This is a genomic window from Streptomyces sp. NPDC056128 (assembly GCF_042263835.1).
Classification (GTDB): domain Bacteria; phylum Actinomycetota; class Actinomycetes; order Streptomycetales; family Streptomycetaceae; genus Streptomyces.
Window position 1 is genome coordinate 1 of the sequence record NZ_JBHJVQ010000055.1, and the last position, 17,407, is coordinate 17,407.

Below are 17,407 nucleotides of genomic sequence, written 5' to 3' on the forward strand. Positions count from 1 at the left end.
GTCCGCCCGCAGCGGTTGGCGCGTCAACGGAGGGCACTTCTGTGGCCGACCGATTCCGCGCCGTTCCGAGGACGGACACCCCCCGACACGACCCCGACCCACCACCGACCGCACCGCGCTACGCGCACCCCCACCCCACCCGCCACAGGCCGCCGCAGGCATCCCACCCCCCGGAACAACCGCCTCCTGTCCCCTTATGAGGGATCGTTTCACCCGTACGGATTAAAAGTGCCCAACGCGCCAGTTCGCGCCACCCATAGCCCCCTACGGTCGCCGAGTGATGAGGAGCAGTCCGGAGACCACGACCCGCACGACCGGCGCACACCGAGCGCACCGGGAGGCGCGGGACCGCGCCGCGGCGCGTTCCCTGGCGCAGCGACCGCCCGCGCGCCACGCCGCGTACGACGCGTATCTGGACGGCCTGTTCACGTACTGCCTGTCCGTGCTCTGCGACCACACCGCCGCGACCGCCGCCCTGGGCGACGTCCTGGCGCTCGCCCAACGCCGCGGCAACCGCGGCCCCGGTTCCGCCCAGGACCGCAGGGCCTGGCTGTACGCCCTGGCCCGCTGGGCCTGCCTCCGCAGGCTGACCGAGGCCAAGCAGAAACGTCAGAGCAGCCATGCGGCAGGCCGCCCCACGAGCACGAGCACGCCCACCACCGAAGCGACCACCACCGACACCACCGACACCCCCGACGACAAGACCCAACAACGCCACCGCGGCGAACTCGCCCAACTCGCCTGGCCGGAGGCCGCCGGCACCACCCCCGAGCAGCGCGAGGCCCTGGAACTAGCCGTCCGCCACCGCCTGGCCCCCCACGAGGTCGCCGCGGTCCTCGGCATGGACCTGGCCGCCACCCGCGAACTCCTCGCCTCCGCCGCCTGCGAGGTAGAACGCACCCGCGCCGCCCTCGCCGTCGTGGAGACCGGCACCTGCACCGGCGTAGCCCGCCTCACCGGCGACAACCGGTACGTGCTCAGCGCCGCCCTGCGCCGCGAACTGGTCCGGCACGTGGACGACTGCCCCCGCTGCCGCCGCACGGCAGAGCGCGCGATCCCCGGCCGCTGGCCCGGCACCAGCGTCACCCCGGCCGAACTCCCCGTCCTGGAGGCCCCCCGCACCGCGCTGCACGTGGCCATGGCGCACCTCCCGCGAGCCCGGATCGCCGCCCCCCGCTTCGACCGCCGCGGCTTCCCCATGGACCCCAAGGACCGCGCCGCCCGCCGGGACCGGCTACGCGCGCGTGCCGTCACCACGACCGTCGTGGCAACCGTCGTAGCCGCGCCCGTACTAGCACTCTGGGCGGCCTACCGCGGCACCCCCGTCGTGGAGGGCGAGGACGGCCGCTCGTCCAGCGCCAGCGAGGCACAGAGCCCCGACGGCATGGACGGCGACTCCACCGGCGGCGGCTATGAGAACGCGGGCAACGCCAGCACCACCCCCGGCACCGGCTTCGGCAAGAACGGCGAGTCCGACGTCTCCGTGGAGGTCGTCAGCGTCTCCGGCGCGGGCGAGAAGAGCGCGCTGAGCGTGACGGCCGGCCACGACGGCGACACCACGCTGGTCACCCTGACCGCGACCGGTGACGCCCCGGTCCGCTGGTCCGCGTCCGTCGGCGCGTCCTGGCTCTACCTGAGCCAGTCCTCCGGCACCCTGCGCCCCGGCGAGACCCGCACCATCCGGGTGTACGTCGACCACCTGCGCGAGCCGTCCGGCCACTGGAGCGCCCGCGTGGCGGTGTCGCCCGCCGGCGCGGTCGTCTCGATCAAGGGTTACGGCACCGCGCCCGGCCCGTCCCACCCGGGCCCGCGCCCGCGCCCCAGCACCCCGGACCACTCGCCGTCCCCGTCCGACCCGGGCCCGGACCCGTCGCCGTCGACCTCGCAGCCCGACCCGGACCCGACCCCCACCGAGGACCCGTCACCGACATCGCCCGACCCGGACCCGACGCCGACCGGCCCGTCCCCGACGGGCGGCACCGGCTCCTCGCCCCCACCGAGCGACACCGGCGACCCGAGCCCGGCCACCTCCTAGGACGAACGAACCCCGCCTCGGACGAACGAACGCGGCCTCCTAGGACGAACAAGCGCGGCGTACGCGGCCCTCAGCGAGCGGGATCCGCCGGATGCGGCGCGAGCAGCGGCAACTGCGACGCCAGCCGCTCCTCGCACAGCTCGACCAGCCGGTCGTACCCCGCCTTGCCCATCAGCTCGATCAGCTCGGGCCGGTACGAGACGTACACCGGGTCGCCCGCGCCGTGCGCCGAGGTCGCCGAGGTGCACCACCAGTGCAGGTCGTGCCCGCCGGGACCCCAGCCGCGCCGGTCGTACTCACCGATCGACACCTGGAGCACGCGCGTGTCGTCGGGCCGGTCGATCCACTCGTACGTCCGCCGCACCGGCAGCTGCCAGCACACGTCCGGCTTGGTCTCCAGCGGCTCCCGGCCCTCCTTCAGGGCCAGGATGTGCAGCGAGCAGCCCGCGCCCCCGGCGAAACCGGGCCGGTTCTGGAAGATGCACGAGCCCTGGAAGGGACGGGTCTGCCGGGAGCCCTCGTCGTCCTCGGAGGTCCAGCCGTCCCGCGTGCCCTCGGCGTGGTGCTGCCAGATGTCCGGCGTGAGCCGCGCCACGTGCTCGGCGACCCGCCGCTCGTCGTCCTCGTCGGAGAAGTGCGCGCCCAGCGAGCAGCACCCGTCGTCCGCGCGGCCCGCCTGGATGCCCTGGCAGCCGCTGCCGAAGATGCAGTTCCAGCGGGAGGTCAGCCATGTCAGGTCGCACCGGAAGACCTGCTCGTCGTCCGCCGGATCGGGGAACTCCACCCACGCGCGGGCGAAGTCGAGACCTTTCTCGTCACCCTTCTCTTCGCCCATTACGCGCCTCTTGTCCTTCTTGGCCGACTTTTCAGCCTTCGCCTTTTTCGTCTTTGGCACGGCTCCAGGGTAAGACGCCGGAGGCGGATGACGGCACCGCCGCCCGCCCCGCTGGCAGTAGCGTTCCGTACATGAGACTCGGTGTCCTCGATGTGGGTTCGAACACGGTGCACCTGCTGGTGGTGGACGCGCACCCCGGCGCCCGCCCCCTGCCCGCCCACTCGCACAAGGTGGATCTCCGCCTCGCCCAGCTCCTCGACGAGGACGGCGCCGTCGGCCCCGAGGGCGTCGACAAGCTGGTCGCGGTCGTCCTCGACGCCCTTCAGGCGGCCGAGGACAAGGGCGTCGAGGAGATCCTCCCGTTCGCCACCTCCGCCGTGCGCGAGGCGACCAACGCCGACGACGTCCTCGCGCGGGTGCGGGCCGAGACCGGCGTCGAGCTGACGGTCCTCAGCGGCGCGGAGGAGGCGCGGCTCACCTTCCTCGCCGTCCGCCGCTGGTTCGGCTGGTCCGCGGGCAAGCTGCTGGTCCTGGACATCGGCGGCGGCTCCCTGGAGATCGCCTACGGCATGGACGAGGAGCCCGACACGGCCGCGTCGCTGCCGCTGGGCGCGGGCCGCCTCACCGCCGGCTGGCTGCCCGGCGACCCGCCCGACCCGGACGCCGTCAGGGCGCTGCGCCGGCACGTCCGTACGGAGATCGCCCGGACGGTCGGCGAGTTCAGCCGCTCCGGCACCCCCGACCACGTGGTCGCCACGTCCAAGACCTTCCGGCAGCTGGCCCGCATCGCAGGCGCAGCCCGCTCCGCCGAGGGCCTCTACGTCCAGCGCGAGCTGAAACGTGCGTCCCTGGAGGCATGGGTCCCCCGCCTGGCCGCCATGACCACCGCCGAGCGCGCCGAACTCCCCGGCGTCTCCGAGGGCCGCGCAAACCAGCTCCTGGCCGGCGCCCTGGTCGCCGAGGCGGCGATGGACCTCTTCCGTGTGGAAAACCTGGAAATCTGCCCGTGGGCCCTGCGAGAGGGCGTAATCCTCCGCAGACTGGACCACATGGTCCAGCCATAGCGCGCCCCCGAAGGGGCGCGGGGAACGGCGCGAGCAACCACAACGCACCCGCACCCGCCCTACGACCATCACCACAACGGCGAATGGGCCCCCACACCCTCCAACCCACACCCCGTAACCTGACCCCCGTGGCAAAACCCAGGGACGCAGTCCGAATCCCGGACGCGAAGGTCGCCCTGTCGACGGCATCCGTCTACCCGGAGTCGACGGCGACGGCCTTCGAGATCGCCGCACGCCTCGGCTACGACGGCGTCGAGGTGATGGTCTGGACGGATCCGGTCAGCCAGGACATCGACGCGCTGCGCAGACTCAGCGACTACCACCGCATGCCGATACTGGCCGTGCACGCGCCGTGCCTGCTCATCACCCAGCGCGTCTGGTCCACCGACCCCTGGGTCAAGCTCCAGCGCGCCCGCGCCGCCGCCGAGCGACTCGGCGCGAGCACCGTGGTCGTCCACCCCCCGTTCCGCTGGCAGCGCCAGTACGCGCGGGACTTCGTCAGCGGCATCTGGCGGATGGCGGACGAGACGGACGTCCGCTTCGCCGTCGAGAACATGTACCCCTGGCGCTACCGCGACCGCGAGATGCAGGCGTACGCCCCCGACTGGGACGTGACGAAGGACGACTACCGCCACTTCACGATCGACCTCAGCCACGCCTCGACCTCCCGCACCGACGCCCTCGACATGGTCGACCGCATGGGCGACCGCCTGGGCCACGTCCACCTCGCCGACGGCAAGGGCTCCGCCAAGGACGAGCACCTGGTCCCCGGCCGGGGCGACCAGCCCTGCGCCGAGCTGCTGGAAGGGCTCGCGACCACCGGCTTCGACGGCCATGTCGTCATCGAGGTCAACACCCGGCGCGCGATGTCAGGCGCCGAACGTGAGGCCGATCTCGCCGAGGCCCTGGCCTTCGCCCGCCTGCACCTGGCGTCGGCGTCGTCGGCCTCCGCGACCAAGGCGCACCGCCGGTGAGCGGGACCGGCGGGACCACCCGCCGCCGCGGCCGCCCGCCGCGCACGGAGTCCGGCGACACCCGCGACCGCATCCTGACCACGGCCCGCGAGGTGTTCTCCGAGAACGGCTACGAGAAGACGTCCGTAAGGGGCATCGCCAAGGCTGCCGGTGTGGACCCGGCGCTCGTGCACCACTACTTCGGCACCAAGGAGCAGGTCTTCGAGGCGGCCATCGAGATCGCCTTCGCGCCCGCCCTGGAGGCGCCGGACGTGATCGCCGACGGTCCCCTCGACGCCGTCGGCGAGCGGCTCGCCCGCTTCATCATCGGCATCTGGGAGAACCCCACCACCCGCAAGCCGGTGCTGGCCATCGTCCGCTCCGCCGTGAACAACGACACCGCGGCCGCCGTCTTCCGCCGGCTGATCTCCACCCAGCTGCTGAGCCGGGTCGCCGCCCGCCTGGACGCCCCGGACGCGGAACTGCGCGTCGAGCTGGCCGCGGCCCAGCTGGTCGGCTGCGCGATGCTCCGCTACGTGATCAAGGTGGAGCCGCTGGCCTCCGCCGACCCGGAGCAGATCGTCGCGCGGCTGGCCCCGGTCGTACAGGGCCACCTCACGGGCCCCTGAGCCCCCGCCCGGCACTCCGTGGGCGAGACGGTCGTCCCGCATTCCGGACACCCTGTCCCGACCCCTGGATGACGGGCGTACGCTCGACGGCAGTCATAACTCTCCGAAGGAGCGAGCGACGATGCCCGAACTGAGGTCCCGCACAGTCACCCACGGCCGCAACATGGCGGGCGCCCGCGCCCTTATGCGTGCCTCCGGTGTACCCGGCGCGGACATCGGGCGGAAGCCGATCATCGCCGTCGCCAACAGCTTCACGGAGTTCGTGCCGGGCCACACGCACCTCGCCCCGGTCGGCCGCATCGTCAGCGAGGCGGTCGTCGCGGCCGGCGGCATCCCGCGCGAGTTCAACACGATCGCCGTGGACGACGGCATCGCCATGGGCCACGGCGGCATGCTCTACTCCCTGCCCTCCCGCGACCTGATCGCGGACAGCGTGGAGTACATGGTCGAGGCCCACTGCGCCGACGCCCTGATCTGCATCTCCAACTGCGACAAGATCACCCCGGGCATGCTCAACGCGGCGCTGCGCCTGAACATCCCGACGGTCTTCGTCTCCGGCGGCCCGATGGAGTCCGGCCGCGCCACCCTGGTGGACGGCACGGTCCGCACGCTGGACCTGGTCGACGCGATGTCGGAGGCGGTCAACGACAAGATCTCCGACGAGGACATCCTCCGGATCGAGGAGAACGCCTGCCCGACCTGCGGCTCCTGCTCCGGCATGTTCACCGCCAACTCGATGAACTGCCTGACCGAGGCCATCGGCCTCTCCCTCCCCGGCAACGGCTCGGTCCTGGCCACCCACACCGCCCGCAAGGCGCTCTACGAGAACGCCGCCCGCACGGTCCTCGACCTGACCCGCCGCTACTACGAGCAGGACGACGACTCGGTCCTGCCCCGCAACATCGCCACCCCCGCGGCCTTCGGGAACGCCATGGCGCTGGACATCGCGATGGGCGGCTCCACCAACACGATCCTGCACCTGCTGGCCGCCGCCCAGGAGGCGGAGGTCTCCTACGGCCTCGCCGAGATGGACGCCCTCTCGCGCAGCGTCCCCTGCCTGGCCAAGGTCGCGCCCAACGTCGCCAAGGACCGCACGTACTACATGGAGGACGTGCACCGCGCGGGCGGCATCCCCGCCCTCCTCGGCGAGCTGCACCGCGGCGGTCTGCTCAACGAGGACGTCCACTCCGTGCACAGCCCGTCCCTGGCCGACTGGCTGAAGACCTGGGACGTGCGCGGCGGCTCCCCCTCGCAGGAGGCCGTGGAGCTCTGGCACGCGGCCCCCGGCTGCAAGCGCTCCGCCGAGGCCTTCTCCCAGTCCGAGCGCTGGGACTCCCTGGACGACGACGCCGAGGGCGGCTGCATCCGCTCCGTCGAGCACGCCTACTCCAAGGACGGCGGCCTGGCGGTGCTGCGCGGCAACCTCGCCGTGGACGGCTGCGTGGTGAAGACGGCGGGCGTCGACGAGTCGATCTGGACCTTCGAGGGCCCGGCGGTGGTCTGCGAGTCGCAGGAGGAGGCCGTCGAGAAGATCCTCACGCAGCAGGTCAAGGAGGGCGACGTCGTCGTCATCCGCTACGAGGGCCCCAAGGGCGGCCCCGGCATGCAGGAGATGCTCTACCCGACCTCGTACCTGAAGGGCCGCGGCCTCGGAAAGGCCTGCGCCCTGATCACCGACGGCCGCTTCTCCGGCGGCACCTCGGGCCTGTCCATCGGCCACGCCTCCCCGGAGGCGGCGGCCGGCGGCACGATCGCCCTCGTCGAGGACGGCGACCGCGTCCGCATCGACATCCCGAACCGCTCCATCGAGCTGCTCGTGGACGACGCCGAACTGACCCGCCGCGACCAGGCCCTGAACGGCGTGTACGCCCCGAAGAACCGCGACCGCAAGGTCTCCGCGGCCCTCAGGGCGTACGCCGCGATGGCGACCAGCGCGGACAAGGGCGCGGTCCGCGACGTGTCCAAGCTGGGCTGACCCCGCCGGGGCCCCGCTCACCAGGCGGCGGGGTCCCGCCCGTCCACGCCGAACACGGTCCCGTCGGGCGCGGTGGCGTAGACGTGCCCGCCCGCGACCAGCGGCGCCGGCAGCGAGGCCGGGACCCGGTCGGAGTCCTCGCCGAGCCGCGTCCGGGTCTGACCGAGGAGCTTGCCCTTCCGGGCGTCGACACCGAGGAGCCGCCCGTCGGGCGCGGTGACGTACACGTGCCGGCCGTCGGAGACGGGTGCCGAACTCCGGCTCACCCCGGTCTCCAGCCGCCACTTCTGCTTCCCGGCCGCCATGTCGACGGCCACCACCGAACCGCCCGCGCCCGCGAGGTGGACGGTGTCCCCGTGCACGCCGACCGCCGCCTGCTCGACCGGCACCGGCAGGTCCACCCGGCGCGTCTCCCCGGTGGCGGGCGTGTAGCGGACCACGGCCTTCACGTCGCCGTAGGTCGCTCCCTCGGGGACCAGGTACACGGACCCCTCCGCCGCGCCCACGAGGGCCAGCGTCCCCTCCAACTCCGCTTCCCACCGCACGTCCCCGCTCGCCGGGTCCACCGCGGTGACCCGGGTGCGGCTTCCGTCCGCCGACTCGCTCGTCGCGTACGCCGCCGGCCGCCGCTCCCCGGCGAACGAGGTGAAGTACGGCACGGACTGACCGGGGATCCGGTGCGACCACCGGGTCCGCCCGGAGGCGCTGTCCACGCCGGTGACCATCCCGTCGGCGCGGGTGAGCAGCAGCATGTCGCCGACGCACCGCAGTCCGTCGTACGCGGGCATGTCCTCCTGCCACGCCGGCTCGCCGGTGGCCGGGTCGAGCGCCTCCAGCGGGCGGCCCAGCAGACCGACCTCGGGCTGCACGAGCCCGCCCGACAGGACCGGCGGTTCGCCGCGCACGGTCTCCTCGACGGCGTGCCGCCACAGGATGCCGCCGTCGGCCGGATCGACGGCGAAGACCAGGCCGGGCCGCGCGCACAGCAGCCGCCGCTCCGCGTACGAGCACTGGGGCATCCCACCGCTCTTCCCGGCGGACGCCGTCTCCCACGCGCCGAAACCACCCGGCGCACTCTGCGCACTCTGCGCGGCGGGCGTCCGGGACGCGGGTTCGCCGCCGCCGAACACCTGGACCGAGACCAGCCCGCCGATCACGGCGAGGCAGAGCGCACCGGCCACCAGCCCCGCCCGCTTCCCCAGCCGCCGCACGGCCGGCTCGGCGGGAGCCTCCGGTGCCGCGGCGGGCGCCGGGGCCGGCGACTTCTCCTCCCGCTGCGCCGGTATGAACACCTGCGTGTCGTACTCCGCCGACACCGACCGCAACTGCCGCATCAGCTCGTCCGGCGTGGGCCGGTCCTCGGGCTCCTTGGCGAGACACCGCAGCACCAGCGGCGCCAGCGTCTCCGGTACGCCGGTCAGGTCGGGTTCGTCGTGCACGACCTGGTAGGCGACGACGTACGGGCTGTCGGAGTCGAAGGGCCCCCGCCCGGTCGCCGCGTGCACCATCAGCGACCCGAGGGCGAACACGTCGGCCGCGGGCCCCACGTCCCGGGGCCGCCGGAACTGCTCGGGCGCCATGAACGGCGGCGTCCCGATCAACTTCCCGGTCTCGGTGCGCAGTTCGCTGTCCTTCGGCCGGGAAATGCCGAAGTCGATGACCTTCGGACCGTCCTCGGCGAGCAGCACGTTGCTCGGTTTCAGGTCCCGGTGCACGACGCCGACCCGGTGGATGTCCCGCAGCGCCTCGGCGAGCCCGGCCATCAGCCGGCGCAACTGGGCCTCGTCCATGGGCCCGTTCCGCTTCACCTGCTCGGAGAGCGTGGGCCCGGGGATGTAGAGCGTGGCCATCCAGGGCCGCCCGGCCTCCGGATCTGCGTCCACGACCGGCGCCGTGAAGGCCCCGCTGACCCGCCGGGCCGCCGCCACCTCCTGCCGGAAACGCCCCCTGAACTCGGGATCCTTGGCATAGGAGGCGTGTACGACCTTCACCGCGACCCGCATCCCGGAGGTGCCGCGGGCCAGGTGGACGACGCCCATGCCGCCGGAGCCGAGGCACGACTCCAACAGGTAGTGACCGGCGTACTCCGGAAGTTCCGCTTCCGCGCCCGCTCCGGCGTTCCGCTGCGGCGCCATGGATCCACCCCCGTGCTGTTCGTTCGCGCGAGCGACGCTCGGAGCCTAGTCGATGGGGCGTACGGGACAGAGGCGGCGGGCCGCCCCGCGTGTGCGAGTTGCGAACTGGTGTTTCATGGCTTGTTCTTGGGGTATCAACGGGGCCCCATGAACGTCGTGGGGCACAACGGGGGAGGATTTCCATGTCTGTCGACCAGATTCCGGCCGTAGGGGACGGCGAGGACGAGAAGGCGGCGCCGGGCGCCGTGACCACGACGGCCGCGGCCCGGCGCGGCTACCCGGTCGCACCGGGCTACCGGCTGAACGTCCGCAGCGGACCGGGCACCGGTTACGGGATCGTGCGGGTCCTGCCCGAGGGCGCCAGCGTCTCGATCAGCTGCCAGACGCCGGGCACCCGGGTCTCGGGCCCGTACGGCACCTCGAACGTCTGGGACTGCATCGGCGGCGGCCAGTACGTCTCCGACGCCTACGTGCGCACCGGCAGCGACGGGTACGTCGCCCCGCGCTGCTGATCCCACCCGGAGCCCGCGGCACCCCCGGCGCCATAATCGACCCGTGAGCGCAGAGAACGGCAAGAACGGCATCCCGGAGACCCCCGCGGGCTCCACGCCCGGCCCCCGCCCCGAACCCCTCCGGTTCTACGGCACGACCTGGGTGAACCACGACGGCGGCTACGGCGCCCGGCGGGCTGGCCTCGCCGTGGGCTCCCTCGCCGCGGCGGCCGCCGCCTGCTTCGTGCTCCGCATCGCCTACGACGGCCTCCAGATCGCCGACATCGGCAGCTTCGTCTCGCTGCTGATGGTCGTGATGTTCGCGATCTGCAGCGCCCTGGCCTTCCGCCACACCTGGTCCGGCTTCACCGGCCGCCCCGACCCCGACCGCCAGGCCCAGATGCGCGGCCTGCTGGCCATCGGCTTCGTCGGCTCCCTCCTCGCCTATTTCTTCCGCACCCTCGCCGAGGCCCCGGGCGAGAAACTGCACCGCGAGGAGTACGACAAGGCCCGCACGGAGTACGAGAAGCGCACCACCCGCCGCTCGGGCAACCCGAAAAAGCGCCGCCGCAGGTAGGGCGACCGCGGCCACCATGGCCGTATGACGACACCCGTGACCCCGGGGGAAGCCACCCCGTCCGACCGCGGCGTCCGCGCCCACTCCTTCAACGCCGCCGCGGCCCAGTACGCCGCGAACCGCCCCTCGTACCCGCCCGCCCTCCTCGACGCCCTGGAGGAGCTGGCCGCCCCCTGAAGGGCTCCCGCGTCGTGGACGTCGGAGCCGGTACGGGCATCGCCACCGCCCTCCTGCACGCGCGCGGCGCCGACGTGATCGCCGTGGAGCCCGGCGCCGGCATGGCCGCCGAGTTCCGCCGCACCCTCCCCGACGTGCCGATCGTCCGGGGCAACGGCAACGCCCTGCCCCTCGCCGGCCACCACGCCGGCTTCCTCACCTACGCCCAGGCCTGGCACTGGACCGACCCCGCCCTGGCGATCCCGGAGGCGCTGCGCGTGCTGCGTCCTAGCGGCGCGCTAGCGCTCTGGTGGAACACGGACGCCCTCGACGTCCCGTGGATCAGGGCCGCCGCCCGACGCATCGAGAGCCACTTCGACATCGACGTCTCCGCCGAGAAACGCAACGTCAACGCCCGCGCCGCCGACCCCACCGACAGCCTCGGCTTCACCCGCCGCGAGATCCGCTGGAGCCGCCGCGTCCCCCTCGACACCCACCTCGCCAACCTCGGCAGCCACTCGGTCTTCCTGACCCACGGCGCGGCACACAGCGCGGCCTTCCTCGCCGAGGAACGCCGCCACCTCCTGGCCGCCTTCCCGGACGGCATCGTCGAGGAGACGTACGACGTCCTGCTCCTCCTCGCGCAGGCCCCGGCGGCTTGACGGCACGGGCGACCGGGAGGAGTATTCATCACATGATGAATTATGCCTCCCGGCCACCCGGAACAGAAGGCGGCGACCCCGCCCCGCCCGCCGTCCGCGCCGACGACCTCACCGTCGTCCGCGGCCCCCGCACCGTCCTGCGCGCCCTCGGCTTCACCGTCCCGCGCGGCCGGATCACCGGCCTTCTCGGCCCCTCCGGCTGCGGCAAGTCGACCCTCATGCGCGCCATCGCCGGCACCCAGGCCAAGGCCACCGGCACCCTCGACGTCCTGGGCCGCCCGGCCGGCCACCCCGCCCTGCGCACCCGCATCGGCTACGTCACCCAGGCCCCGTCCGTCTTCGACGACCTGACCGTCCGCCAGAACCTCGACTACTTCGCCGCGATCCTCGCCCCCGGCCGCGCCCTGGCCGACCACCGCCGCGACGACGTCACCCGCGTCGTCGCCGAGGTCGACCTCACCACCCACGCCGACGCCCTCGCCGGCAACCTCTCCGGCGGCCAGCGCAGCCGCGTCTCCCTGGCCGTCGCCCTGCTCGGCGCCCCCGAACTCCTGGTCCTCGACGAACCGACGGTCGGCCTCGACCCCGTCCTCCGCCGCGACCTGTGGGCCCTCTTCCACTCCCTCGCCGCCGACCGCGGCGCCACCCTCCTCGTCTCCTCCCACGTGATGGACGAGGCCGAGCGCTGCCACCGCCTCCTCCTCATGCGCGAGGGCCGGATCCTCGCCGACGACACCCCCGACGCCCTGCGCACCCGCACCGGCTCCGAGACCGTCGAGGAGGCCTTCCTGCACCTGGTCGACGAGGCCACGACGGCCGCCCGCACGAAGGAGACCACCCCATGACCACCTCCGCCGCCCCCGCGCCCACCCTCACTCCGGCCCCCACCCGCGCCCTGAGCCTCACCCGCACCACCGCCACCGCGACCCGCGTCCTGCGCCAGCTCGGCCACGACCCCCGCACCATCGCGCTCCTGCTCCTGATCCCCTGCGTGATGCTGTTCCTGCTGCGCTACGTCTTCGACGGCAGCCCCCGCACCTTCGACAACATCGGCGCCTCACTCCTCGGCATCTTCCCGCTGATCACGATGTTCCTGGTGACGTCCATCGCCACCCTGCGCGAGCGCACCTCCGGCACCCTCGAACGCCTCCTCGCCATGCCGCTCGGCAAGGCCGACCTCATCGCCGGTTACGCCCTCGCCTTCGGAGCCCTCGCCATCGTCCAGTCGGCCCTCGCGACCGGCCTCGCGGTCTGGTTCCTCGGCCTGGACGTCACGGGCAGCCCCTGGCTGCTCCTCCTCGTGGCCCTGCTGGACGCCCTCCTGGGCACCGCACTCGGCCTCTTCGTCTCGGCCTTCGCGGCCTCCGAGTTCCAGGCGGTGCAGTTCATGCCGGCAGTGATCTTCCCTCAGCTCCTCCTCTGCGGCCTCTTCACCCCGCGCGACAACATGCACCCCGCCCTGGAGGCCATCTCCGACGTCCTGCCCATGTCCTACGCGGTCGACGGCATGAACGAGGTCCTCCGCCACACCGACATGACCGCAGCCTTCGTACGCGACGCCCTGATCGTCGCGGGCTGCGCCCTTCTGGTCCTGGCGCTGGGAGCGGCAACATTGAAGCGCCGAACGGCATGAATCAGCCCGTCCGGCGTTTGAGGACGAGGCCGTCCAGGCCGAAAGCGGGGGTCTGGGGGCGGCAGCCCCCAGGGACGGGAAGGGAAGGGGCGGCGGGGGCGAAAACCACTCGACGGACCCCACCACCGACATCCCGCGGACTGGACGCCAAGCCCGGCCCGCCCTCGTGAGTGCGAGGATGACACCGGACGACGCACCACAGAGGGCACCCGGAGGGCACCGAAAGCCATGACCCAGAAAGTCGCAGTCCTCGGCACCGGCAAGATCGGCGAAGCCCTGCTCAGCGGCATGATCGGAGCCGGCTGGTCACCCGCCGACCTCCTGGTCACCGCCCGCCGCCAGGAGCGCGCCGACGAACTCCGCACCCGCTACGGAGTCACCCCCGTCACCAACGCCGAGGCCGCCAAGACCGCCGACACCCTCATCCTCACGGTCAAGCCGCAGGACATGGGCACCCTCCTCGACGAACTCGCCCCGCACGTCCCCGCCGACCGCCTGGTCATCAGCGGCGCGGCGGGCATCCCCACCGGCTTCTTCGAGGAGCGCCTGGCCACCGGCACCCCCGTGGTCCGCGTCATGACGAACACCCCCGCCCTCGTCGACGAGGCCATGTCCGTCATCTCCGCCGGCACCCACGCCACCGCCGCCCACCTCGCCCACGCGGAGGAGATCTTCGGCGCCGTCGGCAAGACCCTCCGCGTCCCCGAGTCCCAGCAGGACGCCTGCACCGCCCTCTCCGGCTCCGGCCCGGCGTACTTCTTCTACCTGGTCGAAGCCATGACCGACGCCGGCATCCTCCTCGGCCTGCCCCGCGACAAGGCCCACGACCTGATCGTCCAGTCCGCGATCGGCGCCGCCACCATGCTCCGCGACAGCGGCGAACACCCGGTCAAGCTCCGCGAGAACGTGACCTCACCCGCCGGCACCACGATCAACGCCATCCGCGAACTGGAGAGCCACGGCGTCCGCGCCGCCCTCATCGCCGCCCTGGAGGCGGCCCGCGACCGCAGCCGCGAACTGGCCTCCGGCACCAAGGACTGACGGGCTCACTTCGCCGCGCCCAGCACCTCCTCGGTCGTCACCACCCGCGCGAACCCGCCCCCGTGCAGCGACACCGCCGTCGCCCGCGCCAGCTCGTCCGCGCTCTGCCGCCAGCCGAAGGGGCCCTCGAGGCCGAAGGTGTACGTCGCGTCGAAGGCGACCACGACCTCGTACCCGAGGTTCCCGCCCATCCGTGCCGTCGTCTCGACGCACATGTTCGTCTGGATCCCGGCCACCACGACCTGCGAGATCCCCGCGTCCCGCAGCCAGGCCCCCAGATCCGGCGTCCCGAGGAACGCCGAGTTCACACTCTTCGTCACCAGCAGCTCGGCCCCGCCCCCCTTGCCGCGCCGCTGCTCGACGTACTCCTTGAACCCGTTGCCCTCGTACCCCGCCCGCAACGGCGACGCGGGCGTGACCGAGTCGTGCCGCACGAACACGACCGGCCGCCCGCTCGCCTGCCACCCGTCGATGAGCGCGGCGATGTTGTCGTCCGCCGCCGGATTGTTGCGCGTACCCCAGTAGCCGACCTCCTCGAATCCCTGCTGTACGTCCACGACGACCAGTGCTGCGTTCCGCGCGATGTCCATGCCCCGATCCTGCCGCCCGCCGGCACCACACCCCAGAGGTCGAAAAGCCACCGATCGATGGTTTACTGCCACGCATGGCACTCGAAGTCGCGGCCCCGGCCCGGCCCTACCGCGTGGCCCTCCTGGCCTTCCCCGGCATCCGCGCCTTCGACGTCTCCGTCATCACCGAGGTCTGGGGCACCGACCGCACCGACCGCGGCGCCCCCGCCTTCGACCTGCGCCGGGTCGCCGCCGACCGCGCGAACCCCGTACCGATGCGCGGCGGCCTCGCCCTCCACCCCGACCGCGCCCTCGGCTGGCTGGACCGCGCCGACCTCGTCGTGGTCCCGGGCCTCGACGACCACCTCACCCCGGCGCCGGCCCCCGTCCTCGACGCCCTCCGCCGTGCCCACGCCCGCGGCACCACCGTCGCCGCCCTGTGCGGCGGGGCCTTCACCCTCGCCCAGGCCGGCCTGCTCGACGGCCGCCGCGCCATCACCCACTGGCGGCTGATCGACCTCCTGCGCACCCACCACCCCCGCGTCACCGTGGTCCCCGACGCCCTCTTCATCGAGGACGACAACCTCTGGACCGCCGCCGGCACGGCCGCCGGCATCGACCTCTGTCTCCACCTGGTCCGCCTGGCCCACGGCGCCGAAGCCGCCGCCACCATCGCCCGCTCGATGGTCACCGCCCCGTTCCGCACCGGCACCCAGGCCCAGTTCATCGAGCGGCCCACACCCCGGGCCGACCGCGACGCCGACACCCTCGCCGCCGTCCGCGAACACGCCCTGCGCCACCTCCACGAGCCGCTCACGGTCGCGGACCTGGCCGCCCGCGCCGACATGTCCCCGCGCTCCTTCGCCCGTCACTTCACGGCCGAGACCGGCACCACCCCCCTGCGCTGGCTCCTCGACCAGCGCATCGCCGCCGCCCAGCGACTCCTCGAACGCACCGACCTGCCCATGCCCGAGGTCGCCCGCCGGGCGGGCTTCGGCAGCGAGGTCACGATGCGCCAGCACTTCGCATCGCGCCTCGCCACCAGCCCCCGCGCCTACCGGTCCGCGTTCACCGGCGGCAGCAGTCCGATCGCCCGGTAGGCCGCGTCCACGGTCGGCCGGGCCATGCGCCGCGCCTTCTCCGCGCCCTCCCGCAGCACGCCCTCGACGTAACCGGGATCCGCGCACAGCTCCTGATGCCGCCGCTGCACGGGCCGCAGCACTTCGACGACGGCCTCCGCGGTGTCCTTCTTCAGCGCGCCGTACGAGTCGTACGCCTCGGCCAGCTCCGCCGGTTCGCCACCCACGCAGGCGGCGAGGATCTCCAGCAGGTTCGCGAGCCCCGGCCGCTCCTCCCGGTCGTACACGACCTCGTGCCCGCTGTCGGTCACCGCCCGCATGACCTTCTTCCGCACCACGTCCGGCTCGTCCAGCAGATAGACGATCCCGGGCCCGACGTCGTCGCTCTTCCCCATCTTCGAGGCCGGGTCCTGCAGATTCATCACCCGGGCCGCCACCGCCGGATTCGTGGCCCGCGGCACCACGAACGTGTGCCCGTACCGCTGGTTGAACCGCACCGCGAGATCCCGCGCCAGCTCCACGTGCTGCGTCTGGTCGTGCCCGACCGGCACATCGTCCGTCCCGTAGACCAGGATGTCGGCGGCCATCAGCACGGGATACGTCAGCAGCGACAGCCGCACGCTCCCGCCCCGCTCCCGCTCCCGCGCGGCCTTCTCCTTGTACTGGATCATCCGCCGCATCTCCCCGTCGGTCGCGACGCACTCCAGTACGTACGACAGCCGGGCGTGCTCGTCCACATGGCTCTGTACGAACACGGTGCACAGGTCGGGGTCCAGCCCCGCGGCCAGCAACAGCGACGCCGCCTGCCGGCTCAGTCTGCGCACCCGCGCCGGATCATGGTCCACGGTCAGCGCGTGCAGGTCCACGACGCAGAACAGCGCGTCGGACCGGTGCTGGTCCACCGCGGCCCACTGCCGCATGGCTCCCAGGTAGTTCCCCAGCGTCAGGTGCCCCGTCGGCTTGACCCCACTGAAGACCCGCGTCATCTCTCCACCTCCTGGTCAGGGCCGCCGCCACCCGCCGGCCGCCCCTCCTGGAGGGAGATACGAGAACGGCCGCCGAAGCGGCGGCCGTTGAGTGCATACGTGAGTACGGCCGCCGTCAGGCGGCCCACCAGAGCTGGCTACACGTACGCGTCGTCATGCCCCTCACAGTACGCCCCGACCGCCGTCCTGACCTGGATTTGACACGTCCGACCCGCACTCGTAGTGTTCTCCGAGTTGTCCGACGTGAGCGTCGACTCCGGTCGGTCCCCGGACAGCGATTCCGCAAGTATTAACCACTCTTCGACGAACAGTCGATCTGTCGGTGCGCGTATTTACGGAATGAGGAATCCACGTTCGAAAGGACGCGGCCCCGATTAGCTCGGGAGCCGGGAATCCGCTAGAGTCTCACCTCGTCGGAACGGCCCGAGGGCCGGGAAGACAACCCCCTCTGACGGGGAATCAGAGCCCGAAAGGATCTGATAGAGTCGGAACCGCCGGAAAGGGAAACGCGAAAGCGGGAACCTGAAAGGCACCGAGGAAATCGGATCGGAAAGATCTGATAGAGTCGGAAACGCAAGACCGAAGGG

The 17,407-nt window shown here is 72.7% G+C and carries 15 protein-coding genes and 1 pseudogene; 12 read left to right on the top strand and 4 right to left on the bottom strand.

From position 1 onward, the window contains the following. The first annotated feature begins 280 nt into the window (after positions 1–280). Positions 281–2,035 (top strand): hypothetical protein, encoded by a 1,755-nt coding sequence (locus tag ACFC1X_RS40150; RefSeq protein WP_376364561.1) that lies wholly within the window; start codon positions 281–283, stop codon positions 2,033–2,035. A gap of 70 nt (positions 2,036–2,105) precedes the next feature. On the opposite strand, the gene ACFC1X_RS40155 is transcribed toward ACFC1X_RS40150, so the two are convergent. Beyond that, complete coding sequence (locus ACFC1X_RS40155; protein ID WP_376364521.1) at positions 2,106–2,930, bottom strand: hypothetical protein; 825 nt, start codon at positions 2,928–2,930, stop codon at positions 2,106–2,108. A gap of 71 nt (positions 2,931–3,001) precedes the next feature. Here ACFC1X_RS40155 and ACFC1X_RS40160 point away from each other — a divergent pair, with 71 nt between their 5' ends. The 4 genes from ACFC1X_RS40160 to ilvD all read left to right on the top strand — a co-directional run bounded on the left by ACFC1X_RS40160 (position 3,002) and on the right by ilvD (position 7,491). Further along, positions 3,002–3,934 (top strand): Ppx/GppA family phosphatase, encoded by a 933-nt coding sequence (locus ACFC1X_RS40160; protein ID WP_376364524.1) that lies wholly within the window; start codon positions 3,002–3,004, stop codon positions 3,932–3,934. A 128-nt stretch (positions 3,935–4,062) separates the two neighbouring features. Continuing rightward, positions 4,063–4,908 (top strand): sugar phosphate isomerase/epimerase family protein, encoded by an 846-nt coding sequence (locus ACFC1X_RS40165; protein WP_376364527.1) that lies wholly within the window; start codon positions 4,063–4,065, stop codon positions 4,906–4,908. Continuing rightward, positions 4,905–5,516, top strand: a complete 612-nt coding sequence (locus ACFC1X_RS40170; RefSeq protein WP_376364530.1) for a TetR family transcriptional regulator — start codon at positions 4,905–4,907, stop codon at positions 5,514–5,516. The genes ACFC1X_RS40165 and ACFC1X_RS40170 overlap by 4 nt, the downstream gene beginning before the upstream one ends. Positions 5,517–5,637: 121 nt before the next feature. Then, entirely contained in the window at positions 5,638–7,491 is a 1,854-nt protein-coding gene (ilvD, locus tag ACFC1X_RS40175; protein ID WP_376364532.1) for a dihydroxy-acid dehydratase, read from the top strand. A 17-nt stretch (positions 7,492–7,508) separates the two neighbouring features. Here the strand turns inward: ilvD and ACFC1X_RS40180 are convergent, their stop codons facing one another. Further along, positions 7,509–9,626: a PQQ-binding-like beta-propeller repeat protein gene (locus ACFC1X_RS40180; RefSeq protein ID WP_376364535.1), complete on the bottom strand. Its 2,118-nt coding sequence runs from the start codon at positions 9,624–9,626 to the stop codon at positions 7,509–7,511. 182 nt (positions 9,627–9,808) lie between these two features. Between ACFC1X_RS40180 and ACFC1X_RS40185 the strand changes: the two genes are divergently transcribed. The 6 genes and pseudogenes from ACFC1X_RS40185 to proC all read left to right on the top strand — a co-directional run bounded on the left by ACFC1X_RS40185 (position 9,809) and on the right by proC (position 14,186). Beyond that, the gene (locus tag ACFC1X_RS40185) at positions 9,809–10,138 is read left to right on the top strand and encodes an SH3 domain-containing protein (protein WP_376364538.1); all 330 of its coding nucleotides are present in this window, start codon (positions 9,809–9,811) and stop codon (positions 10,136–10,138) included. A 43-nt stretch (positions 10,139–10,181) separates the two neighbouring features. Further along, positions 10,182–10,694, top strand: a complete 513-nt coding sequence (locus ACFC1X_RS40190; RefSeq protein ID WP_376364541.1) for an EamA/RhaT family transporter — start codon at positions 10,182–10,184, stop codon at positions 10,692–10,694. 24 nt (positions 10,695–10,718) lie between these two features. Further along, positions 10,719–11,512 (top strand): annotated as a pseudogene (locus ACFC1X_RS40195) (class I SAM-dependent methyltransferase). A 32-nt stretch (positions 11,513–11,544) separates the two neighbouring features. Further along, positions 11,545–12,357, top strand: a complete 813-nt coding sequence (locus tag ACFC1X_RS40200) for an ABC transporter ATP-binding protein (RefSeq protein WP_376364543.1) — start codon at positions 11,545–11,547, stop codon at positions 12,355–12,357. After that, positions 12,354–13,145 (top strand): ABC transporter permease, encoded by a 792-nt coding sequence (locus ACFC1X_RS40205; RefSeq protein ID WP_376364546.1) that lies wholly within the window; start codon positions 12,354–12,356, stop codon positions 13,143–13,145. Before ACFC1X_RS40200 ends, ACFC1X_RS40205 begins: the two co-directional genes overlap by 4 nt. A gap of 228 nt (positions 13,146–13,373) precedes the next feature. Continuing rightward, positions 13,374–14,186 (top strand): pyrroline-5-carboxylate reductase, encoded by an 813-nt coding sequence (gene proC / locus ACFC1X_RS40210; RefSeq protein WP_376364549.1) that lies wholly within the window; start codon positions 13,374–13,376, stop codon positions 14,184–14,186. Positions 14,187–14,191: 5 nt separating this feature from the next. Here the strand turns inward: proC and ACFC1X_RS40215 are convergent, their stop codons facing one another. After that, positions 14,192–14,776 carry a cysteine hydrolase family protein gene (locus ACFC1X_RS40215; RefSeq protein ID WP_376364552.1) on the bottom strand — a complete coding sequence of 195 codons (585 nt, stop codon included), beginning with the start codon at positions 14,774–14,776 and terminating at the stop codon, positions 14,192–14,194. Between the two features lie 74 nt (positions 14,777–14,850). Between ACFC1X_RS40215 and ACFC1X_RS40220 the strand changes: the two genes are divergently transcribed. After that, complete coding sequence (locus ACFC1X_RS40220; protein ID WP_376364555.1) at positions 14,851–15,855, top strand: GlxA family transcriptional regulator; 1,005 nt, start codon at positions 14,851–14,853, stop codon at positions 15,853–15,855. Here the strand turns inward: ACFC1X_RS40220 and trpS are convergent. After that, positions 15,810–16,820 (bottom strand): tryptophan--tRNA ligase, encoded by a 1,011-nt coding sequence (gene trpS / locus ACFC1X_RS40225; protein ID WP_376364558.1) that lies wholly within the window; start codon positions 16,818–16,820, stop codon positions 15,810–15,812. The two genes, ACFC1X_RS40220 and trpS, sit on opposite strands and share 46 nt — an antisense overlap. Positions 16,821–17,407: the final 587 nt, after the last annotated feature.